This is a genomic window from Geobacillus sp. WSUCF1, from assembly GCF_000422025.1.
Lineage (GTDB): Bacteria > Bacillota > Bacilli > Bacillales > Anoxybacillaceae > Geobacillus > Geobacillus zalihae.
Genome location: NZ_ATCO01000038.1, coordinates 13,655 through 35,483, shown reverse-complemented (window position 1 = coordinate 35,483; position 21,829 = coordinate 13,655). Strand labels below are relative to the sequence as shown.

Annotated in this window: 22 protein-coding genes, 2 pseudogenes and 1 riboswitch; of the genes and pseudogenes, 10 read left to right on the top strand and 14 right to left on the bottom strand. The window is 52.7% G+C overall.

Going from position 1 to position 21,829, the window contains the following annotated elements:
• Positions 1-4: 4 nt before the first annotated feature.
• Entirely contained in the window at positions 5-1,012 is a 1,008-nt protein-coding gene (mreBH, locus tag I656_RS11175) for a rod-share determining protein MreBH (protein ID WP_015373920.1), read from the bottom strand.
• Positions 1,013-1,346: 334 nt separating this feature from the next.
• Complete coding sequence (locus I656_RS11180; protein ID WP_020754354.1) at positions 1,347-1,799, bottom strand: C40 family peptidase; 453 nt, start codon at positions 1,797-1,799, stop codon at positions 1,347-1,349.
• A gap of 347 nt (positions 1,800-2,146) precedes the next feature.
• Between I656_RS11180 and I656_RS11185 the strand changes: the two genes are divergently transcribed.
• The 5 genes and pseudogenes from I656_RS11185 (at position 2,147) to I656_RS0115005 (ending at position 7,363) form a co-directional block, all read left to right on the top strand.
• A complete protein-coding gene (locus I656_RS11185) occupies positions 2,147-4,600 on the top strand; it encodes a bifunctional diguanylate cyclase/phosphodiesterase (protein ID WP_020754353.1) in 2,454 nt (817 codons plus the stop codon).
• 1 nt (position 4,601) lies between these two features.
• Positions 4,602-4,973, top strand: coding sequence for a DnaJ family domain-containing protein (locus tag I656_RS11190; protein WP_013144260.1), 372 nt, complete (start codon positions 4,602-4,604; stop codon positions 4,971-4,973).
• Between the two features lie 205 nt (positions 4,974-5,178).
• The gene (locus I656_RS11195; protein ID WP_015373923.1) at positions 5,179-5,748 is read left to right on the top strand and encodes a hypothetical protein; all 570 of its coding nucleotides are present in this window, start codon (positions 5,179-5,181) and stop codon (positions 5,746-5,748) included.
• A gap of 165 nt (positions 5,749-5,913) precedes the next feature.
• The gene (locus I656_RS11200) at positions 5,914-6,555 is read left to right on the top strand and encodes a bifunctional precorrin-2 dehydrogenase/sirohydrochlorin ferrochelatase (protein WP_033005042.1); all 642 of its coding nucleotides are present in this window, start codon (positions 5,914-5,916) and stop codon (positions 6,553-6,555) included.
• Positions 6,552-7,363 (top strand): annotated as a pseudogene (locus tag I656_RS0115005) (PhzF family phenazine biosynthesis protein). Before I656_RS11200 ends, I656_RS0115005 begins: the two are co-directional and overlap by 4 nt.
• 123 nt (positions 7,364-7,486) lie before the next feature.
• On the opposite strand, the gene bshB2 reads toward I656_RS0115005, so the two are convergent.
• Together bshB2 and I656_RS11210 are read right to left on the bottom strand one after the other, a co-directional pair.
• Positions 7,487-8,140, bottom strand: a complete 654-nt coding sequence (gene bshB2 / locus I656_RS11205) for a bacillithiol biosynthesis deacetylase BshB2 (protein ID WP_015373926.1) — start codon at positions 8,138-8,140, stop codon at positions 7,487-7,489.
• 13 nt (positions 8,141-8,153) lie between these two features.
• The gene (locus I656_RS11210; protein WP_013146358.1) at positions 8,154-8,501 is read right to left on the bottom strand and encodes a YojF family protein; all 348 of its coding nucleotides are present in this window, start codon (positions 8,499-8,501) and stop codon (positions 8,154-8,156) included.
• A gap of 165 nt (positions 8,502-8,666) precedes the next feature.
• Between I656_RS11210 and I656_RS11215 the strand changes: the two genes are divergently transcribed.
• Entirely contained in the window at positions 8,667-9,434 is a 768-nt protein-coding gene (locus tag I656_RS11215; RefSeq protein WP_020754345.1) for an arginase family protein, read from the top strand.
• A 166-nt stretch (positions 9,435-9,600) separates the two neighbouring features.
• On the opposite strand, the gene I656_RS11220 is transcribed toward I656_RS11215, so the two are convergent.
• From I656_RS11220 to I656_RS0115000, 7 genes are all read right to left on the bottom strand, one after another.
• A complete protein-coding gene (locus tag I656_RS11220) occupies positions 9,601-9,885 on the bottom strand; it encodes an acylphosphatase (protein WP_013146356.1) in 285 nt (94 codons plus the stop codon).
• Between the two features lie 88 nt (positions 9,886-9,973).
• Entirely contained in the window at positions 9,974-10,720 is a 747-nt protein-coding gene (locus tag I656_RS11225; RefSeq protein ID WP_033005041.1) for a sirohydrochlorin chelatase, read from the bottom strand.
• A gap of 10 nt (positions 10,721-10,730) precedes the next feature.
• Positions 10,731-11,507, bottom strand: coding sequence for a uroporphyrinogen-III C-methyltransferase (gene cobA, locus I656_RS11230; RefSeq protein ID WP_015373929.1), 777 nt, complete (start codon positions 11,505-11,507; stop codon positions 10,731-10,733).
• 148 nt (positions 11,508-11,655) lie between these two features.
• Positions 11,656-12,267 (bottom strand): adenylyl-sulfate kinase, encoded by a 612-nt coding sequence (gene cysC, locus I656_RS11235; protein WP_015373930.1) that lies wholly within the window; start codon positions 12,265-12,267, stop codon positions 11,656-11,658.
• A gap of 12 nt (positions 12,268-12,279) precedes the next feature.
• Positions 12,280-13,440 carry a sulfate adenylyltransferase gene (sat, locus tag I656_RS11240; protein ID WP_015373931.1) on the bottom strand — a complete coding sequence of 387 codons (1,161 nt, stop codon included), beginning with the start codon at positions 13,438-13,440 and terminating at the stop codon, positions 12,280-12,282.
• Positions 13,441-13,713: 273 nt separating this feature from the next.
• A complete protein-coding gene (locus I656_RS11250; protein ID WP_015373933.1) occupies positions 13,714-14,421 on the bottom strand; it encodes a phosphoadenylyl-sulfate reductase in 708 nt (235 codons plus the stop codon).
• Positions 14,422-14,546: 125 nt separating this feature from the next.
• Positions 14,547-14,651: riboswitch (SAM riboswitch) on the bottom strand.
• A gap of 129 nt (positions 14,652-14,780) precedes the next feature.
• Entirely contained in the window at positions 14,781-15,005 is a 225-nt protein-coding gene (locus I656_RS0115000) for a DUF1128 domain-containing protein (protein ID WP_011229922.1), read from the bottom strand.
• 349 nt (positions 15,006-15,354) lie between these two features.
• Here I656_RS0115000 and I656_RS11255 point away from each other — a divergent pair, with 349 nt between their 5' ends.
• On the top strand, positions 15,355-15,843 hold the full coding sequence (locus I656_RS11255) for a low molecular weight protein-tyrosine-phosphatase (protein ID WP_013146347.1): 489 nt from the start codon (positions 15,355-15,357) through the stop codon (positions 15,841-15,843).
• 51 nt (positions 15,844-15,894) lie between these two features.
• Positions 15,895-16,728 carry a YihY/virulence factor BrkB family protein gene (locus I656_RS11260; RefSeq protein ID WP_015373935.1) on the top strand — a complete coding sequence of 278 codons (834 nt, stop codon included), beginning with the start codon at positions 15,895-15,897 and terminating at the stop codon, positions 16,726-16,728.
• Positions 16,729-17,072: 344 nt separating this feature from the next.
• Here I656_RS11260 and I656_RS11265 read toward each other — a convergent pair whose 3' ends face one another.
• Together I656_RS11265 and I656_RS0114995 are read right to left on the bottom strand one after the other, a co-directional pair.
• Entirely contained in the window at positions 17,073-17,219 is a 147-nt protein-coding gene (locus I656_RS11265) for a BH0509 family protein (RefSeq protein WP_011229925.1), read from the bottom strand.
• Positions 17,220-17,343: 124 nt separating this feature from the next.
• Positions 17,344-18,475 (bottom strand): annotated as a pseudogene (locus I656_RS0114995) (MFS transporter).
• A 146-nt stretch (positions 18,476-18,621) separates the two neighbouring features.
• On the opposite strand from I656_RS0114995, the gene cax reads away from it, so the two are divergent.
• Together cax and I656_RS11275 are read left to right on the top strand one after the other, a co-directional pair.
• Complete coding sequence (cax, locus tag I656_RS11270) at positions 18,622-19,674, top strand: calcium/proton exchanger (RefSeq protein WP_033005040.1); 1,053 nt, start codon at positions 18,622-18,624, stop codon at positions 19,672-19,674.
• 150 nt (positions 19,675-19,824) lie between these two features.
• Positions 19,825-20,613, top strand: a complete 789-nt coding sequence (locus I656_RS11275) for a YfkD famly protein (protein ID WP_015373938.1) — start codon at positions 19,825-19,827, stop codon at positions 20,611-20,613.
• Between the two features lie 29 nt (positions 20,614-20,642).
• Here the strand turns inward: I656_RS11275 and yfkAB are convergent, their stop codons facing one another.
• On the bottom strand, positions 20,643-21,767 hold the full coding sequence (yfkAB, locus tag I656_RS11280) for a radical SAM/CxCxxxxC motif protein YfkAB (RefSeq protein ID WP_033005036.1): 1,125 nt from the start codon (positions 21,765-21,767) through the stop codon (positions 20,643-20,645).
• Between the last annotated feature and the right edge of the window lie 62 nt (positions 21,768-21,829).

Here is a 21,829-nt window from a genome sequence, read left to right as displayed (position 1 = left end):
TAAGCTACAGCGCTGCATCGAGGCGCTTTGGCATCGCCCGAAGCGCCTTCCCTGTGCCGATGGCGACCGCTTCAGCCGGATTGGGCGCGACATGCACGGGCACGTGCAGTTCCGTGCTCAGCCATTGCTCGATGCCATGCAGCAAGGCGCCTCCGCCGGTGAGCACGACGCCGCGGTCGATGATGTCGCCGCTCAGTTCGGCCGGGCATTCTTCAAGAACAGCGCGAATGGCTTCGGCGATTTGCCAAAGCGATTCTTTGATGGCCGTTTGCACTTCGGTTGGGTCCAAGGACACCGCTTTGAGGAAGCCGGTGACAAAATCGCGGCCATGGATCGTCACCGACTGTTCCATGACCGTTCCCGGGGCGCTGCCGATTTCGATTTTCACTTGTTCGGCCGTCTGTTCGCCGATTAGCAAACTGTAGTGCTGGCGGACATATTGCATAATGTCTTCGTCAAGCTGGTTGCCGCCGATGCGAAGCGAGCGGCAGGCAACAACGCCGCCAAACGAGATAATCGCGGCTTCTGTTTTGCCGGCCCCTAAATGGACGACGACATTCGCGACTGGCTCGCCGACCGGCAAATCTGCGCCGATGGCGGCTGCGACGGGTTCCTCAATAAACTGAATATGCTTTGCTCCGCAATGTTTGGCGATTTCGTAAAAAGAGCGGCGCTCGACGGAGGTGGCGTGGAATGGGACGCTCATGACGACGTCTGGTTTTTTGAAAGCGAGGCCGAGCTGTTTGCTTGATTGTTTAAAGACTTGCTGCAACAGCGCCTTGGCGCGGTCAAAATCAGCGATCACGCCGTTTCGCAATGGATACGTCACTTCAACATGGGGCGGAGTTTTGCCGATCATTTGTTTTGCCTTTTGGCCGATTGCCATGAGCTTGTCCGCCTGGCGGTTATAGGCGACTGTTGCTGGTTCGTCAAACAGAAGCCCTTTCGTCTGGCTGAACAGCCTGACATTCATCGTCCCTAAATCAACGCCCAGCTGTGAGGAAGCGAACAACGGAAACACCTGCCTTTGTCAAAAATCGATGAACGGACAACCAGTCATCATCTATACCATTCGACAAGAACGGCGGTTTTATGTCCACATTGTCGAAACGAGAGGGAGAAGCTGTTGCGGCTGGGGATCATAAAAAATTTTTTTGTTTTCATGTATAAAAGACGAAAAGGGAGGAAATGAATAATAGCGTAACGTTTTCCAAGTATTCCCCCGATCCCCTATGAATATATATTGGGCCCTTCGGTTTCGGAGGGCCGCTTTTTTTTTTTGCATAATAAAAACCCCCTGCCTATTAAGCGCGCTTAATATGACAGAGAGCTTTTGCAATGAACCGCTACAGACGCTTGGCTCCGACATATCTTGTTTTCCAATAGCTGCTGTTTAAGCTGTCGATTTTGACACCGCGGGAAACGGCATGAATCACTTGGTTGTTGCCAATATAGATCGCGACGTGGGAGACCCCTTTCGTCTGTTTGGAAGTGTCGAAAAACACTAAATCTCCCGGCTGCAATTGGGACTTATGTACGTATGCACCTTCTTTGTACATTTCTCGCGAAGTACGAGGCAACGTGACGCCGACTTTTTTATGGGTATAGTAAACAAATCCCGAGCAGTCAAATCCTTTTGGCGTTGTGCCACCATACCGATACGGAGTGCCGACCAGTTTTTTGGCCTCGGCGATCAGCCTCGTCTTGTTGGCGGCTGCGTCAGAACTGGAAGTGCTTACAAAGAAGGAGGAAAATAGAACGATCATGGATACGAACAGGAGAGAATACCATTTTTTCATTTCCCCTAACCCCCGACAAAATCTTTTCCGATTCGACGTCTCTCAACTAGAGTATAGCAGAGGAAACTAGACTTGTTTTTTACAGTTGGATTAAATAATGTTACAGCGCCGTTACAAATATAGCACCTCGTCCTAAAGGCTTATACCAATAGATAGATCTTTTCGTTTCGGCCGACCTGGCTTTATGGTCGTAAGCGTGGAAACGGTGTCTCATACCCGAGTCCTATGACCGGTAGATGAATGTCGTAAGCTGTCGAACAAATAGGAACGGTGGAGGGAGGCAGAGCGAAGAATGGTCGTCTTATAATGAAAGCAAAGCGTCGAAGAATCGATGACGGTGATGGAGGATGTCGAATCAACTGGAATATATCTTGTATATTTTTGGCCTTTTTTTAACGGTCGGCGGTGTCTATGTATACGGCCATTGGATGGCAAAACGGCACTGGGGAGGCATCCCATGGCTGGCGGCGCCGAGACTGACTGTTGTGTTTGCCACCGTTTCCTTGCTTTTTTTAGGGGCAGGGATGATCTATATCCATTATGCTGAAAAACAAGAACATCGTGAATATGAGGAAGCCACAAAGCAAATCGCCGGCATGATCGCCGGCGATTTGGCCGCCATGGGGCACGAACGGCTCGATGAAAGGGCGGAACATCTGCCTGCGTATCACACGGTGATGGCGGTGCTGGAGCGTTGGCAACATTATGGCCGCGTGTTGAGCGTGTATACGTTAAAAAAGAATGAACACGGTGAGCTATATTTCGTGGCAGCGCCAGCGACTGACTACAATCGGAACGGCCGCATCGACGGCGAAACGGAACAAGCGGTTCCACCTGGGACAGTTTACCGCCGCCATTTTCCAGAGATCGAAGAGGCGTTCCACGGCCGGTTTGCGATGGAACAGCATCCGATAACGGATGAATGGGGAAGGAGCATCAGCGCGTTTATGCCGATTCGTCAATCGGACGGGACAGTGGATGCGGTTGTTGGCATCGATTTTGATGCCAAAACGTATGAGCAACATTTGCAACGAGGACGGAAAAAGGCCCTGTGGACGATGATGGCCATGTTTTTGGCGTCAGCGGTTGCCTATTTGCTCGCTTTGCATCAACAAATGGAACGGAAGGCGTTGGCTGTCTATAAAAAAACGCTCGCATCCAACGAGCATCGACTGCGGAGGCTGGCGGAAATGACGATGGAAGGCTTGATCGTCTATGCGGGCGGCAAAATTATCGAAGTCAATGAGGCGGCGTGTCGCTTGCTTGGTTATACAGAAAGTGAATTGGTTCATTTGCCTGTAGATGATCTTGTAGTTCAAGGGTCGATGACAGAAGCTCGCTCGGATGGGGAGCGCAAGCGGTTTGAAATCGAACTGCGCCGAAAGGATGGAACGGTGTTTCCGGCGGAAGTGTTGCAGCGCCGTTACGATTACGAATGGCAAAATGTGATGGTTGCTGCCGTCCGCGACTTGACCGAGCAGAAGCAAAACGAAAGGCGGCTGCAATACTTTGCCAGCCATGATGAACTGACCGGTCTCCCGAACAAGGAAGCGATGTATAAACAGATCGAACAATGCCTCGCCGGCGCTAAACGGAATGGCCAAGAAGCGGCTGTCATGTTTTTGGAAGTGAGCGGCATTAAGACGATCAACGATTTTTACGGCTATGCTGTTGGAGATGAGGTCTTGCTCCAGCTGGCCCGCCTTTGGCGAGAACAGAAAGGAATTATGGTTGGACGTTGGAGCGGAAATGAATTTATCGCTGTGCTGCCGGATAGCGCCAATGAAAAAGCGGAGGAAGCAGCGAAACGGTTGATTGAAGCTGCTGACGAACCGATCGTTGTCAACGGCCTTGAGCTATATGTGACCGTGAACATCGGCATCAGCGTCTACCCAAAAGATGGGGAGGATGCAAAAACGTTGATTCGCAAGGCGGATATTGCCCGCTACGAGGCGCGAAAAAAAGCGGCGAGCGATTTTCTCTTTTTCACGGAGCCGATGGCGATTCGTCTCAATGAAAAGATGGCGATGGAACGCGACTTGCGGCGTGCGCTTGAACATGAGGAATTTGAATTGTACTATCAGCCGCAAATTCGGCTTCACGACCGGCAAGTGATCGGCATGGAGGCGTTGATTCGCTGGCGCCATCCGGAAAAAGGGATGGTTTCGCCGTCATTGTTTATCCCGGTTGCCGAACAGACCGGCATGATCATTCCGATCAATGAATGGGTCATCCGCACGGCTTGCCGGCAAACAAAACAGCTGCTTGACCGGTTTCCGCACTTGTCTGTCTCGGTAAATTTGTCGCCATACGAGTTTGAAAGCCGCCGATTTGTGGATAAGCTCGCCGGCCTGCTCGCCGACACCGGGCTGCCGCCGCACCATTTAGATCTGGAAATTACGGAACGAATGACAATGGATACGGAGCGTGCGCTCGATATTTTGTCAAAGCTGAAGGGGCTTGGTGTGACGATCAGCATGGATGATTTCGGCACTGGTTACAGTTCGCTCAGCTACTTGACGGATTTGCCGATCGATCGGCTGAAGATCGACCGTTCGTTTGTTCAGCATATTCAAGGAAAAAAAGATGTCATCTTGCCGGCGATCATCCGACTCGGGCATAATATAGGTGTAAAGGTGCTGGCTGAAGGGGTCGAAACGGAGACCGAAGCGGCTTATTTGCAAGGAAAACGGTGCGATGAGGCGCAAGGCTATTATTTTTCCCCGCCGCTTCCGTATGACGAGCTCGTCCGGTTCTTAAACGAGCAGCGCGTGAGGCGGCAGGCGCAGGAGCTGAGGTAACATGGACGGATTTTGGCGCATCGCCGAGGAGAAAATTCGCGAGGCGATGAAAAACGGCGAGTTCGACAACTTGCCCGGCTTCGGCAAACCGCTTGAGATTGAAGACCTTTCCCGCATTCCAGAGGAGCTGCGGCTCGGGTATTTGTTGCTGAAAAACGCCGGCTATGTGAGGGAAGAAGCGGAGTTGCGCAAAGAACTTTTGACGCTCGAGGACTTGCTTCGTTGCTGCGAGGATGATGAGGAAAAACGGGAGCTGGAGAAAAAGCGGACGGAAAAACAGCTTCGGTTTGCGGAACTGATGAAGAAACGGGGGCAGACAAACTCGAAGGCATTGCGCGACTACGGGCGGCGCATTGAAGAGAAATTTCGCTAGACGATTCCTTCATATCTTGAGGAAACACGATTGTTTTGCGGGTTTCCTCATTTTTTATGCAAAGATGTCCAAAAAACGGGGAAAATAAGGAAGGAGTAAATGATCGGAAAGGAGGCAGCGCAAAGGAGGGAAAATAAAGAATGATTGATCCCAGCTGTCTAGTCGTTGATGGATCGTGAACGAAATGAAAAAAGGAGTGCACATGATGAGAAAATTATGGGTTGCCTTTTTTGCTTCTCTCGTTCTGGCGATGCCGTCATGGGTGTCTGCTCGAAGCCATGCAGGCGGGGGGGCCGATGTGCATTTGCCGGTCGGCCATATGTGGAAGCATGAGGGACTTGACGAGCAAAAGTGGATGGAGATGGTCCAAAAATATACGCCTGAGCAGGAAGAAGAATGGAAAAAAGTGCTGGATGAGCGGAACGCGTTGCGTCAGCAGTTGAACGATGAAAATGTGAAACAGGCCATCAAAGAAAAGTGCAAAAAGATGAAAAAAGAGCGCGAAGCAGCGCTTGACCGGCTCATCGACCAGCTGGCCAATAAAAAAATCACCAAAGAACAGTTTAAACAAGAGCTGAAACAGTTGCATAAAAAGAAACGGTGGATGACGAAAGAAGAAAAACAACAGCTTCACCAGCTTCATGAACAAACGAGGCAAGCGATGGAGAACAACGACCAGGAGGCGATGAAAAAGCTGCTTCCGCAATGGCTTGAGCATATGAAAAAGAAAAATGAACGGTTGGCGAAATGGCTTCAGGAAGTGAAACAAGGATGATATAATGAAGAAAAAGGCCGTGTTCAATGCACGGCTTCTTTTTTTACATTTTGGTTGGAAACGCCTTTTGGTTGTCTGCCAAGGCAGGCAGTCCGGGAAGATTGCGCCTGTTTTTGCGCAGAAACCGACTCAGTCTGCCTGATGCTGGAATGGGAGGGTTGCGCCGTGGGGTATCCGATTGTTCTTCATGTGCGCGGCCGCCGCGCGGTCGTTGTCGGCGGCGGGAAGGTGGCGGCAAGGAAAATTCATGGATTGTTAGAGGCAGGGGCGGAAATCGTGATGATTGCGCCTGAAGCGGAGCCGGAGCTTCAAGCGTTGGCCGCGGGGGGGATGATCGTTTGGAAGAAAAAGCGGTTTGACCCAGACGATTTGGCGGAGGCCTTTTTGGTGATTGCCGCGACGAATGATCGCAAGGTGAATGAAGCGGTGGCGCAAGCAGCAACACCCGGTCAACTCGTAAATGTCGTGGACGACCCGGAGCGATGCGATTTTCACGTTCCCGCTGTTGTCCGCCGCGGTCCGCTTACCATTGCCGTGTCGACCGGGGGGGCAAGTCCGGCGGTGGCCCGCCGCATTCGCCGCCAGCTTGAGGAGAAGTATGGCGAAGAGTATGGGCCGTATCTTCAGTTTTTGCAGCGGGCCCGCGACGTTGTATTGCGCGAAGTGGAGGACGCTGAGGGACGGAAGCTGCTGTTTCAGGCGCTCGCTGCTGATTCTTTCCGGCAGCGCGGCCGATGGGATGAAGAGTTGGCCCAGCTATTGGCGAACGAAAAAGAACGAAATGGGGAAAGAGGGAAAGAGCTATGAACATTCCGATGTATATTGTCGATGCGTTCACTGACCGGCCGTTTGCCGGCAACCCGGCGGCCGTCTGCTTGTTGCCGCAGCCGGCCCGTGATGAGTGGATGCAGCGTGTTGCCGCAGAAATGAATTTGTCTGAGACGGCTTTTTTAGTTCCACATGAGGGCGGCTATCGTCTGCGTTGGTTTACTCCTAAAGCAGAGGTTGACTTGTGCGGCCATGCAACGTTGGCGAGCGCCCATGTGCTGTGGGAGCGCGGGGAACACCGCCGAGATGAAGCGATTGCCTTTTTCACGAACAGCGGGGTGTTAACGGCTGTCAACAACGATGGCTGGATTCGGCTTGATTTTCCGAATGAAGCGCCAATGTTGGACGAGTCGCCTCCTGCCGTGCTCACCGACGCTTGGCGGTAAAGCCGCTGTTTATCGGACGAAACCGGTTTGACTATTTAGTGGAAGTTGATTCAGAACGAATCGTGCATGAGCTGCAGCCGGATTTTCACTTGCTTCAACAAGTGGATGCCCTCGGTGTGATCGTAACAAGCCGCTCGATGACGGAGGGAGTAGACTTTGTATCGCGGGCTTTTTTTCCAACTATTGGTGTTCCTGAAGATCCAGTCACCGGCTCGGCGCACTGCTGCCTTGGGCCGTATTGGGCGGACAAGCTTGGGAAAACGACGTTAGTCGGCTACCAAGCTTCAGCCCGCGGCGGCATTGTGCGGGTGACGATGGCGGGGGAGAGAGTGCATCTGGAAGGAAAAGCGGTCACTGTGCTGAAGGGGGAATTGGCCGAAGAAGCGTATGTTTGGCTATAGATGAAGATAGCAGCTGCCTGGCCGGACAGCGATGTTTGCATGCGTTTGGACAATGGGATCGCACCCAATAGGAAAATAGGGGGGCGGAACAAAGCGCCCCCACCCAAATCGGTGTCCGACCGCTTAATCATCCCACCGATACGTCCAAAACCGCTCCGTTTTCAGCCAGGCAAGCGCATCGCCGCGCTTGGAGGCTGCCTGCATCAGCCCTTCGGTTTGCGAACGGTGGGCGCGAATGGCGGCCAGCTTCGTCTCGATCACCGAGCTGACATCGCGCACGACATCCGGCTGGCCAAGGTCTTGTTCGCAGTTTTTCGCAAACGCAACGCAATGGACGGTTGGCCGTTCTTCTTTCGGCCAGCGCTTTAAGGCGCGGATGACAGCGGCTCCACACGCGTCATGATCGGGATGGACGCTGTAGCCGGGGTAAAACGTAATGACAAGCGATGGATTCGTTTCCGCCACGATGGCGGCGATCCGGTCAGCCAGCTCTTCTTCATCCTCAAACTCGACCGTCTTGTCGCGATAGCCGAGCAGGCGCAAATCATGAATGCCAAGAATGCGGCATGCTTCCTCCAGTTCTTGCTTGCGGATGTGTGGAAGCGTTTCGCGGTTGGCAAACGGAGGCACGCCCATATTGCGCCCCATTTCGCCGAGCGTTAAGCAAACGTATGTCACCGGCGTGCTGTTTTGCGCATGCTCGGCAATCGTTCCCGACACGCCGAACGCTTCATCGTCCGGGTGGGGAAAAACAACGAGCACATGTCGTTCATTCAACGGAACTCCCTCCTTACACAAACGGTTCGTTGCTTAGTTCGAGAGCCACGGCCAATTTCCCTTGATCATCATGGCCTGCTAGCAGCAACTGTCCTTTTTCTGTCCATTCCCAATGGGTCAGCCCTTCGGCGTACACCCAGCCAAGATCAAGCTTCAGTCCGACGCGATATGGCCCAGGGCCGGTAATCTTGCCGCGGGTGAAGCGAATGCAGGCGTTGCGGATGTAGGCGCCGACGGAATAAAAGCCATCGTTATGATGGGAGGCGTATGCTCCGTTCGTCGTTTCCAAATGAATATATACGTCGCGATTGGCAAAACGATTCAGCGCCTCTTGTACGGCGGCCGTGTCGATCGGTTGCAAGCGGCTCCCTCCTTGCTGTTTGTTTTTCTATTATTGTACATGACCGAGGCGTGTGAGCGGAACTATTTCGACTTCTATTGTATAATAAAAAAAGAGACACATCTTGGACTCATCCGCACCTACAAAGCGTTGAATGATGATTCAACGAAAGAAGGGTGATGATCGATGGGGTTTCAAGGCAATGGTGTCACGGTGTTGAATTTTGACGGCGTGTACCGGCCGCAAAAGCGGCTGTTTCAGTTCCCGCACGAATGGGTCGATCTCGCCGACGTGCCGGAGACGAATTTGTATTGCAGCGAAGCGGCGCTTGCTGAAATTGAGCGGCGGCTTGAGCGGCGGCGGAAGCGCGGGGCGGTGCTGATCGGCAGCGGCAACTACCATTATGTCACGTATTTATTGCTTAAAGAAATCAACGAACCGTTTACGCTTGTGCTTTTTGACCGCCATACGGATGCTGAAGGAGGGGATGATGTCATTTCGTGCGGCTCATGGGTCTCCTATGCACTTAAGCATCCGCGGCTGCAAAAAGTCGTGATCGTTGGCCCAACTGCTTCTTCGCATCAACTCCGTTTATCTCCGAAAATGACTGTTCTTCCATTTGATGATCATGATGAATGGCCAAAAGCGCTCATCGAGGCCATCCCGACCGGAAGCATCTATATCAGCATCGATAAAGACGCTCTTCGTCGCGAAGACGCGGTCACGAACTGGGATCAAGGAGTGATTCCGCTATCCCGGTTGCTCGCCTGCCTGCGGTTGCTTTTATTCCATAAAAAAGTGCTCGGCGTGGACATATGCGGCGAATACCCGCCCTCCGCTGTCGACATGTTCGACCCGCTTTGTCGCGAAGCGCGGGGAAAAAATGAGCAGGCGAACATGGCCATCTTGGAGACATATTTCCACTATGCGGCGCCGCATTTGCGGCCGACGTAATCGAGCGGCGAGAAGCGTGGGAAAGGCAGAACCGCTTTTGGTTTGGCGATCAGAAAAGCAAGGAAGACGCTGTCCCTTCGGATTTTGGCAAGCGAGCCGGCGCTTCTGCCGGCTCGATGGCCGAAAAAGCCGGGAAGGCCGCTGCTTGAGGGGATGAGCCTAGTTGTCAAAAGCCGCTCCCGTACATAATGCGAAATTGTTTTTCATCGGAGCGGACATCGCGCGGCTCGATGTGCATGCGGGCGACTTTGGCAAACATCGTTCCGGCTTCAATGGTGTCCAAAAAGAGTTGAAGGGCGCTTTCATCCCCCTGAACTTCCATTTCCACTGTTCCGTCATCATTGTTTTTCACCCAACCGGTCAGCTGCCGTTTTAGCGCTTCGTGTTGGACGAAGTATCGAAACCCGACGCCTTGCACGCGCCCTTCCACGATGACATGAACTCTTTTCACGCCGATGAGTCCTCCTTCATCACGGTTGTTCTGTTTCCATCATATAATAGATGAGGCGGAAAGTACATGAAAAGAGGAGCTTGATGGTTCAAGCTCCTTTTTTTACGGATGATAGCGATAATACTTGTTGTTGAATGAGCAGCACAAGCCGCGGGTGATCGCCTAGGTAAGAGCATAAATGCCACTCTTTGTCGGAAACAGAGAACCCCTGCAACTTCCGTTCGATCGTTTTCATTAAGACGCCGGTAAACAATAAGTACGGGACGACAAACACACGCCGATACGCCGATGCATGGGCCCGTTGGAGCCCTTCATCAAGCGTCGGGCGGATGGCAGCGAGAAAACAAACGTCCACGTGCGGCACGTTCGTTTTTTCTTTTAAAAGCGCAGCGATGGCGGACATGTCGCGCTTCGTGTCTGGATCACTGCTGCCGCGGCCGACAAGAAGGATCATCGATTCGCCGTCAAGCGGTGCGGACTGTTCGCTGATGCGGTCGATCACGATGTCGATCATCGCTTCATGGACGCCGAACGGAGCGCCGCAGAGGATATCAACGGACGGATGGCGCCGTCTCGCGATGTCCAATGCCGCTGGAATATCGTGTTTGGCATGCCCTGCAGAAAGAAGGAGAAGCGGAACGACGATGACGCGTGTCGCCCCTTGGGCGACACAACGGTCAACGCCGGTGACAATGTCCGGTTCCGCGAGCTCGACAAAGCATAGCTCTTGAATCGGAATATCGATGACCCTCCGGCACTGTTCGACGAAACGCGCCGCTTCATGGCGCGCGGCGGCAATGCGGCTGCCGTGGCTGACATATAAAACAGCTTCCATCGCCATCGCCTCACGATGTTGCCTCAGCGGCTGCCGATGACGCAAGCAACCGTTCGAACCATTGAATGTTGGCCCGCAGCCGGACGACGTCTCCGATCATGATCATGCTCGGATTTTGGATGTTTTCTTTGGCGGCGATTCCGGCGATCGTCGCGAGTGTGCCGGTGACGGTGCGCTGAGCCGTTGTCGTTCCCCATTCGATGACCGCCGCCGGCGTCTCCGGCGCTTTGCCGTATTTCATCAGCTGGCCGCAAATGTATGGCAAGTGATGAACCCCCATGTAAATGGCGATCGTATCGATGCCTTTGGCGAGGCTTTCCCATTTGATCTCGTCACGACTTCCGTCGCGCCGATGCCCGGTGACAAAGGCGACGCTTGAGCTGAACGCGCGATGGGTGACAGGGATGCCGGCGTAAGCCGCCGCCGCGATGGCGGAGGTGATGCCGGGAACGATCTCAAATTCGATCCCATGTTTGGCCAGCGCCTCGGCCTCTTCGCCGCCGCGCCCGAACACGAACGGATCGCCGCCCTTTAAGCGGACGACCGTTTTTCCTTTTTTGGCATGCCAGACGAGCGCATGGTTGATCGTTTCCTGCTGCATGGCATGGAAGCCGGGCAGCTTGCCGCAAAAGATGAGTTCGGCGTCCGGCTTGGCATATGAAAGCAACTCTTCATTGATGAGACGGTCGTACAAAATGACATCCGCCTGCTGGATGCATTTTAATCCTTTGACGGTAATGAGTTCCGGGTCGCCGGGGCCGGCGCCGACAAGATATACTTTGCCCATCGTTGTTTCAGCCCCTTCGTGCATGATTCAGCCAGCCGCCGGAAAACGGCATGGATGCTCGGCTGCTTTTATTGTAAATGGTCTGCCTTGGGATGAAAACGACCTTGTCAAATGACCTCCCGTTCTTTTTTGGCAGAGGACGGGGGAATCAGTCTGTTTTCGCATCCGGGATCATTCCTCGCTCGCGCAGGTAGGCGAGCACTTGCTCGACACATTCGTCAACCGAATAACGGTGTGTTTCGATCGTCAGCTCCGGTGCTTCCGGCGCTTCGTACGGCGAGTCGATGCCCGTAAATTCACGGATTTCCCCGCGGCGAGCTTTTTGATACAGCCCTTTCGGATCGCGCTTTTCGCATTCTTCAAGCGGGCAGTTGACGTAAATTTCGATAAACTCGTCTTCTTCGACTAAGCGGCGGACGAGCGCCCGGTCTTCGGCAAACGGCGAGATGAACGCCGTCAGCACAAACTGGCCGCTGTCGACAAACAGCTTTGCCACTTCGCCGATGCGGCGGATGTTTTCCGTCCGGTCGGCGGCGGAAAAGCCGAGATCTTTATTGAGCCCGTGCCGGATGTTGTCGCCGTCTAAGACATAATTCTGAATGCCGAGCTCAAACAGTCGTCTGGAGACGGCATTGGCCACCGTCGATTTGCCGGAGCCGGACAGCCCGGTGAACCAAAGGATGGCGCTATGATGGCCGTTGCGCTTGCGACGATCTTCTTTTGTGACCGATGTGTGATGCCAAACGATGTTCGTGCTCATCGCCATCCTCCTTTAGCGCGCTGACGGGGCGACCGTTTCGCGTTCTTGCAGCCCTTTGATCAAGACGGCGGCCACTTCCGGGCGGCTGAACGTGCTCGGCGGCACTTGGCCGTTGCGCAGCATTTCACGAACTTTCGTGCCGGAAAGGACGACATGGTATTTCGCGTCATGCGGACACGTTTTTGTCGATGCCATCCCTTCGCATTTCGTGCAGTAAAAGCTATGTTCGAAAAAGAGCGGCGTAATGCCAAGCTCTTCAGCCGTAAAGTTCAAGAAGATTTTTTGCGCATCATACGTACCGTAATAATTGCCGACACCAGCGTGGTCGCGGCCGACGATGAAGTGCGTGCAGCCGAAATTTTTGCGCACCATTGCGTGGAAAATGGCTTCACGCGGACCGGCATAGCGCATCGCAGCTTGGAAGACGCCGAGGAAAACGCGGTCTTTCGGGTAATAGTTTTCCAGCAGCACTTGATAGCTTTCCATCCGGATGTCAGCCGGAATATCGTCCGCTTTCGTTTCGCCGACGAGTGGGTTTAAAAACAGGCCATCAACGATCTCGAGCGCGCATTTTTGAATGTATTCATGGGCGCGGTGAACCGGATTGCGCGTTTGGAAGCCGACAACGGTGTTCCAGCCAAACTCAGCAAACTTTTTCCGCGTTTCCGCTGGATCAAAATAAAACGCGGCGAATTGGCCTTTGTCGGTCCGTTTGACAAGCGTAATCTCCCCGCCGACATACACATCCGGCTTTTCAAACAGTTTGCGCACGCCTGGGTGGGCAAGTTCATCCGTTTTATAAACGAGCTTCGCTTCTTTCGTTTTGTCCGGGCGGTAAATGTCAGCAATCTCAATGACGCCGTAGACGTCGCCACGATAAACGAGTTTCGCCTTATCGCCGACGGCGAGCTCTTTCGCTTTTTCTTCTGTTACCGCGAGCGTGATCGGAATGCTCCAGACGGTGCCGTCAGAAAGACGCATGGTTTCAACAACCGCGTCGTAATCCGTTTTCGTTAAAAAACCAGTGAGGGGGCTGTAGGCGCCCGTTCCGATCAGCTCCAAGTCGCTCAGTTCGGCTTTGGAGAGCTCGATCGTTTTGGTCGCCTCATCAAGCGGATAGTCCGGATTCCAACGATTGATCAATGTGCCGCCATGCGGGATGCTTACGCTCATGTTCATAACCTCCTAGATTGATAGATGTTGTGAAATGCCGCTGCCATGTTCATGAGGCAAGCGCTCTTTTTTTAGGCTAATGACGCCAAGCAGACGCTCAAGATGGCGATGACCGTATAGACGTCGCTGTCAAACAGTAGCTTGACGATTCGGAATGGCGTCCGATTCATCAGCGACGCCTATCGAGGCCGCCGCGCCGCTTGCCCCGATGTTCATGGCGAAGAAAAAGGATGCGATCAAAGCAATGGCAAGGAGCATGTCAATGTTCTCTCCTTAGGCGAGATGGAGACCGCATTCCGTCTTTCCTTGGCCAGCCCAGCGCCCGGAGCGCAAGTCGTTCGGATCTGTAGCCGGAGCGGTGCACGGGGCGCAACCGATGCTCGGGTAGCCGCGGTCGTGGAGCACGTTGTACGGAAGGCCGTGTTTATACACGTAATTCCAAACGTCTTTCCACGTCCAGTGAATGAGCGGACAAACTTTAATCGAACGGAACTTGTCGTCTTTGTTAATGTACTCGACATGCCGCCGCGTCGGCGATTGCTCGCGGCGCAAGCCGGAAATCCACGCCGTCACCCCGGTCAGCACCTCGCGCAGCGGAATGACTTTGCGCAGCTCACAGCATTTGTTCGGGTCGCGTTTCCATAACTCGTCGCCAAACTGCGCCTTCTGTTCTTCCAACGTCAAGCGCGGCTGCTTCATCACGATGCGAAGCGACGGATATTTTTCTTTCACTTTCGCGATCGTATCGTATGTCTCTGGAAAATGCAGACCGGTATCCAAAAAGACAATTTCGGCGTTCGGTTTGACCCGAGAGATGAGATCAATCAGCACAATCCCCTCGATGCCGAAGCTGCACGCGTATACGATCTCATCGCCGTATTCGCGATACGCCCAGGCCAGGACGTCAAGCGCCCCTTTTGTTTCATTATCGGACGGAAAAGACGGTTTTTCCGCCGTTTCCCACTGATCATACGTGAGCATCGGTTTCTCCTCCTCACAAAATCAAAGAAAATCCACGTAATTAGTCGGATATATAGCGGCCAAACGGCAATTCGGCGGCAAAAATCCTTCCTTGCATGAATCAGAAAGAGCGGGAGAAAGGGAGCCCCTTATTTTACTAAAGATCTTCTTTAGCTGGAATTGGCACTTTGCTATAGGCGGCAGGTTGTCGGAGTTCATTGAGCCCATTCCTCCCTCACTCTCGAGCAACGTATGCAACGCATGTCATTTAATTGATTAAAATTTTAGCACAATTGACGATAATGTCAATCATAGTTTTTCGATAGGAATTGTTTTTATACGAAACAGCTGCATTGCCTGCCTAACAGCAGATGGGAGCGTTATTTTTTGCGCAGGCTTCCGAGCTCTTCGACAATCGCCTGCATTTCGCTTGGGCTGAACGTCTCGCGTTTCATCACCATCTCGTAAATGTCTCTCAACTCATCGTACCATTCCTCGGAAAAATGGGACGGCTTGATGGCATCCAAGTTCAGCACTTTCAACTTTTGCTTCAACTGTTCGATCATGTAGGCGACGTTTTCCGCCGACCGTTTTGATAAATCCATTCGTTTACTCCTTTCATGGCAAGTTACTATGTATTGTACCATAGGTGCAGGAAGAATGGGGAGAGATTGCATGGCTTGCTTTTCTGATGAAAAACGGATGATGTGGTAAAATGTAGGTGCACATGCATAGTGCCAGTCTAAAAGGTTGGTGAAACACCGCGTTTTCTTCAAAATGGTTGTCGTGAACGCGCGCAAGAGTTGTTGGCCCATTCGCACACGCTCCCCCGCTGGAGTTGTTTTGTCGTGACATCCCCGTCCTTTTAGGGCCAAAAAGGGCTAGATGAAAAGAAATGAAGGAAAACTAACGGTGGAAAGCACCGTGGACATAGAGAGAGGGGTGGCTGTTTGGATGATTAAAGTGCTGTTTGTTTGTCTTGGAAACATTTGTCGTTCGCCGATGGCGGAAGCGGTCTTCCGTCATTTGGTGAAAGAGCGGGGGCTTGACGGTCTGATTGCCGTTGATTCGGCGGGAACAGGCAGCTGGCATGTCGGTGAGCCGCCGCATGTGGGGACAAGAAGGGTTTTGACGGAAAATAAGATCGACTACTCCGGCATCCGCGCCCGGCAAGTGAACCATCGTGACTTGGAAGAATTTGATTACATCATCGCCATGGACGCAGCCAACTTGAACGATTTGCGCCGATTGGCTGGCTCCCGTTCGAAAGCGGTGCTCGCCCGGTTGCTTGACTTTGTTCCCGACCGGGAAAAAGACGATGTGCCTGATCCGTATTATACCGGGAATTTTGCCGAAGTGTATCGCCTCGTCCGCTCAGGGTGCGAGCATTTGCTTGAGAGGATCATCCGCGACCATCGACTTGGTGTGGAGGAAACAAAATGACTTTGAGGGCGGCGCACCCGTCTAGGGAAAAACGGGGAAGGAGGACAGCCGATGGTCGTAAATTTGGCGTTCATCCGTGAGTTGGCCCGCCGTTTTACGGAAGATGAAATCCCGCGCTTGTCGGCGGAATTGGCATATTACTTTCTTCTGTCGCTCTTTCCGTTTTTGCTGTTTTTAATGACGCTGTTGGCGTATTTGCCGATTCCGCATGAAGATGTGCTTGCGCTCGTGCGGCAATACGCCCCGAAAGAGGCGCTTCACCTCATTGAGACGAACGTTCATCGCCTCATCGATGAGCAAAACGGAGGATTGTTGTCGTTTAGCATCATCGCAGCGATTTGGTCAGCGTCTAATGGCATGAGTGCCATTATGAGGGCATTCAACCGCGCTTATGATGTGCAAGAAGACCGGCCGTTTTGGATCGTACGCGGGCTGTCGATTGTGTTGACGCTCGGCATGATCATGGTCATCATCGTTGCCCTCGTGCTTCCGGTCTTCGGGCGGATAATCGGGCTGTTTTTGTTCTCTGCTCTCGGGTTGTCGCAACAGTTTTTGAATGTTTGGAATGCATTTCGTTGGGTGACGAGTTCGCTGTTATTGTTTGCTGTCTTTACTGCCCTTTATTATTTCGCGCCGAACAAACAGCTTCGTTGCGTCAACGTCGTGCGCGGTGCGCTGTTTGCCACCGCCGGCTGGATTGCGGCGTCGCTGGCGTTCGCGTATTATGTCAACAACTTTGCCGATTACACGGCGATGTACGGCAGCCTTGGCGGGATGATCGTGTTGATGGTTTGGTTTTATTTGTCCGGCATGATTCTTGTCTTAGGCGGGGAACTCAACGCCATGTTTGACTGTGAGCGCGAAGGGAAAAGACGGCAGCGTTAGCGTGCATAAACGGTGCCGAGGCGGGATATCGTAACAATGCAAGGGATCTTGGCATAGGGGGGATCAAGATGACGAAACATACGAAAAAAGACGGGGGCACGAAGCAAAAAGGAAAAAACAGACCAAAGCATAAGACGAGTGGCAGCGCCAACGGCCAAAACGGCTATCATTGAAAGAAGCTGTCTCAAAAGGTGGTTCTTCGTTCAACATACCACAACATATTGTAATATTGTGCCCCGGCGGTCGTTTTATGTGTATAGATGGAAATCAAAAAAAGGTGCCCTTCCTTTTTTGAGGGCACCTTTCCTTTCATGCAAACACAGGCACATCGAGCCGCTGCCGCTTTATTCAACGATTTCTTCGTGATGGTGGTAATAGCGCTCATAAATGTATTCAATTTCTGCATCAGTCATATAGGCGAGTTCCTCGCGCGACAATCCCCGCACTTTTTCGATAAACTCGATCATATTTTTCCGTTCCGTTCTGCTCATGATCGCCACTCCTTTATACTGTTTTAAAACAGAAACTTGATATCTTGGTTTTATTATATAACAGAGGGAACAAAATGGTCAACGATTTTTTTGAAAAAATAAAAAATAAAAAACAAAAAAACGGTCAAGCCGCTGTTTCCTGTTCCCGGCGGCTGACGAGGCAAATGGCCGGAACGAGGAGGACAGCGCTGACCGCAAGGAAAAAGGCGCGACTAGAGAGATCCACCACGCTGCCGGCAAGCGGCGGGCCTGTCATGCTGCCGAGACTGTATAGCATCCCGCACAACAAATTGCCGGCGGGAAGCAGTTCTTTCGGCAACAGGTCGGTCATATAGGCGATGCGAGAGAGAAGAGCGAACCGGTAAACATGCCAGCGGTGAACAAACAGGCAGCCAACCCAACCATGGACGCACCGACAGTGAGGGCAATCAAAAAACAACCGGCGCCGGCCAAGAGTGCACCGGTGATGATCTCGCGCCGCCCGAACCGGTCGCTGAGCGCTCCGAGCGGAAGCTGAAAGATGATGCCCCCAAGCGAGAAGCATGGCAAGATGAAGGCGATCTGCTCAGCGCTCATCCGCTCACGCAAGGCGTACAGCGGAAGATGGAATGAACAGCCGCTTCTAAAAAACCGTACGCAAACGGCAACAAAAGCGCTGGCCATGCCTGTTTCCAAGCGCCAATAAACCGACCGGCCGCCGACGAAGAGCGTTCAAGCGGCTTTGGTTTTTCGTTCGGCAGCCAAAAGACGCCGATCCAACCGGCGAAACTAAGGAGAGCAGCTAAATAAAACGGAAGCGCCTTCTCGACCGAAGCGAGTGAAGCCAACAGCGGGCCGATGGTGAAGCCGAGGCCGAACGCCCACCCATACAGCGACAGCCGCCGTCCGCGCTCCGCCGGCGGCGAAAAGTCCGTAATCCACGTTTGCGTCGCAAAATGAAGCATATGATCGCCGATGCCGATGGCAAAGCGAAGAACGAGCCAAAAGAAAAGAGAAGGAAAAAGTGGAAAAAGAATAAGCGAACATATTACAATGAAACCACCAAGGAGAATGAGGAGCCGATAGCCATAGCGTCTCAGCGGCCGTTCCAAAAATGGCGAAATGGTCAAGACACCGATATACAGGGCGGCGGCGTGCGCCCCGTTAACGGACGAAGAGACGCCGTTTTCATCAAGAAGCATCGCCAGAAGCGGCAGCAACATCCCTTGCGACAGACCAGAGACGGCGACAATCCCGGTTAAGATGGCAAAACGCATCGTGCATCCCCATTTCAGTTGAAATCGCCGGCCGATCAAACAAGCGAGGCCGGATGTTTCCCAGGGCGAATGAATGCCCTTATCCATCGTACATAGAAACGGCGGTCAATGCAACGAAAACAATCAAGAGGAAAGGTGGAAGAGAAATGAACAAGGTGTTTGCTTGGATGACATGGATCGGCGTGCCGGTGTCGGTCATCGGCGGGTTTCTTCATTGGCCGACTGTCTTGATGTTTGGGCTGTATTGTTTGACGATCATTGCGCTCGCCAGCTATATGGGGCGGGCGACAGAGAGTTTGGCCATCGTCGCCGGACCGCGCATCGGCGGGCTGTTAAACGCCACCTTTGGCAATGCGGTCGAGTTGATCATCTCGATTTTTGCCTTGCAAGCCGGACTCGTGGATGTCGTGCTCGCCTCCTTGACCGGCTCGGTGCTGGGAAATTTGCTGTTGGTTGCCGGGTTATCGTTTTTTGTCGGCGGTTTGAAATATAAACGGCAAGAATTCAATATTTATGACGCCCGCCATAACGCCGGGCTGCTGACGTTTGCCATTTTCGTCGCGTTTGTCATTCCGGAAGTGTTTACAATGCAAATGGACGGCGGCGAACGGCTTGCGTTGAGCGTCGGCATTTCGATTATTATGATTTTGCTTTACATCGCTGCCCTTTACTTCCGGCTTGTCACCCATCGCGGCGTATATCAGCATAAATCAGAAGAAGTGGAAGAACATGAAGAGCCCGAATGGGGCAAAGGGAAAGCGACCGCCATTTTGGCGCTGGCGACGGTTGCGGTCGCCTATTTATCGGAACGGCTCGTTCACACGTTTGAAACGGTCGCTGAGTCATTCGGCTGGAGCGAGCTGTTTATCGGGATCATCATCGTGGCCATCGTCGGCAATGCGGCGGAGCACGCTTCCGCGGTTATTATGGCGTACAAAAACAAAATGAATGTCGCGGTGGAAATTGCCGTCGGCTCGACATTGCAAATCGCCATGTTCGTTGCGCCGGTGCTTGTGCTCGTTTCGCTTTTGTTTCCGGAAAAGATGCCGCTTGTCTTTTCACTTCCTGAGCTGGTGGCGATGGCTGCTTCCGTCCTTTTGATGATCGTGCTGTCAAATGATGGTGATACGAACTGGTTTGAAGGCGCAACATTGCTCGCTGCCTATACGATCATGGGCATCGGTTTTTACTTGCTGTAAGTGACTGCATCCGGGCGTTCGCCGTCCGGGTGTTTTTTGCGGGTGCGGGAAGTGGGGCGTCAAACGGGGAAAATTTTCGCCGCCGCGGATAAACGGCGCATTTTGAAAGAAACTAACAGTGAATAACGTGGGAAGAAAGGAGTGAAGACGATGAAAAAGTGGGCTGTTTCGCTGTTTGGGAGCGTGCTTCTTCTTTATGCGGCGGCGTTTTCGGCGCTGGCGGCTGCCGGCAAACCGGCGCCCGGTGCGGTGATGGATATATCGAAGGAAAATACGTATCCGAACCCGACTCAAGATTTGCCGCATTTGGAACCGAGCTCGTTTACAAAACAGCTGTTAAGATCGGCGAATGTGAAAATTGAGAATCCCGAATTGATCCATCTCTTTAATGAATCTTCGGCGACCGACACGCCATGGGCCATTGGCTTCAGGGCGACGATTTATTTAGGCCAATGGCCGCTCAATTACCAGTCGATCGAAACGTCGACGAACTGGGAATATCAAAAGGTCAACACGAATTTCCTTGATAACCGCGGCGGCGATACGGCGCAAAAGTTGTACTATAAACAAGAAATGCAAAAATACGTCCGCGGCGGGTTGACGGTGAAAGTGCCGAATGAAGACGCGGTTAAGCGGATGATGTTAAACAAAGCGATGGAAAAGACGAACTTGCCGCTCTCTTTCAGCACGGTTGTCGGCCTTGGCACGAAAAAAGACCAACCGTACAACGTACCGGCGAAAAAAATAGGTTATTTGTACGCGTACGCTCCGGCGGTGAATGAAAAAGGGAAAGTAACATACGGGGAAGTGTACGTCGTGCTCAAAGGAAACAAAAAGAAAATTGTCGTCAAAAACGTGACGACAAGAGGGGTTGGGGCGTGGATTCCGGTGCAGGATCGCCTGTACATGTCATATGTGGTGAGTGAACAGCCAAGATAAAACGTCAAGGAAAAGCTCCTTGACGTTTTTTATCGGCCAATGCGCGCGGACCGCTTCGTAAAATCGACGCCGCGGTAATACGTCTGCTTCACAAGGACGTTCGGTCCGAGGCATCGTGCCGACGGGCAGTGGCAAAGAAGCTCCCTAGCAAGCTTTGAGCGCCGCCATTTGTCATACACGTCTGGCAGCGAATCGTGAATGATGTTGCCAAGCGGCGGTTCATCACCGAAATCGGTGACGATGACATCGCCGGTGAAAATATTGACATTGAGCCGTGAACGTCCGTCTGGATCGTTGCGCACGGTGACGTTTTTGCTTTCATACAGCCGCTTCAATAGGCGCACATCTTCTTCGTTGTCGCTGCACGGGTAAAACGGCAGCGTGCCAAACAGCATCCAGACGTTTTCGTCGCGAATGTCAAGCAAATGGTGGATCGCTTCGCGCAATTCGTTCAAGCTCAACGTCTCTAAAGCGCTGGCAAAATCGCTCGGATACATCGGATGGATTTCATGGCGCCGACAGCCCATTTCCTCGACAACTTGGCGGTGGATCGCTTCCAAGTGGCGGACGGTCCGTTTGTTTAACATCGTTTCCGCGGATACCATCACGCCGGCATTTGCCAGCGCTTTTGCATTGTCAAGCATGCGCTGGAAGTATTTCTCGCGTTGGGCGCGCGTCGGCTTCCGCTCCATCATGGCAAAACCACCTTCGACAAAGTCGTCGACCGTCCCCCAGTTGTGCGAGATATGGAGCACATCCAAATATGGAATCACTTTTTCGTAGCGGGACAAGTCAAGCGTCAAATTCGAATTCAGCTGCGTTCGCACCCCGCGCTCATGTGCATAGCGGAGAAGCGGAACGACGTATTGTTCAACCGATTTTAATGACAGCATCGGCTCGCCGCCGGTGATGCTTAATGACCGCAAATGCGGAATTTCCTCGAGCCGGCGGAGCAACATATCAAGCGGCAGCGCCTCGGGATCTTTCATTGTCAACGTATAGCCAACAGCACAATGCTCACAGCGCATATTGCAAAGCGTCGTTGTGGTAAACTCAATATTCGTCAGTTGTAGTTGTCCATATTCTTCAATATCGACGTACGCTTCCCAAGGGTCATACGCCGGCGTAATGGCCGGTATGGTCGATGAACGCATCACTTTCTCCTCTCTCCATGACAAAGTCCTATCGTTCATTATTAGCCGCCTTAGCAGCGCTT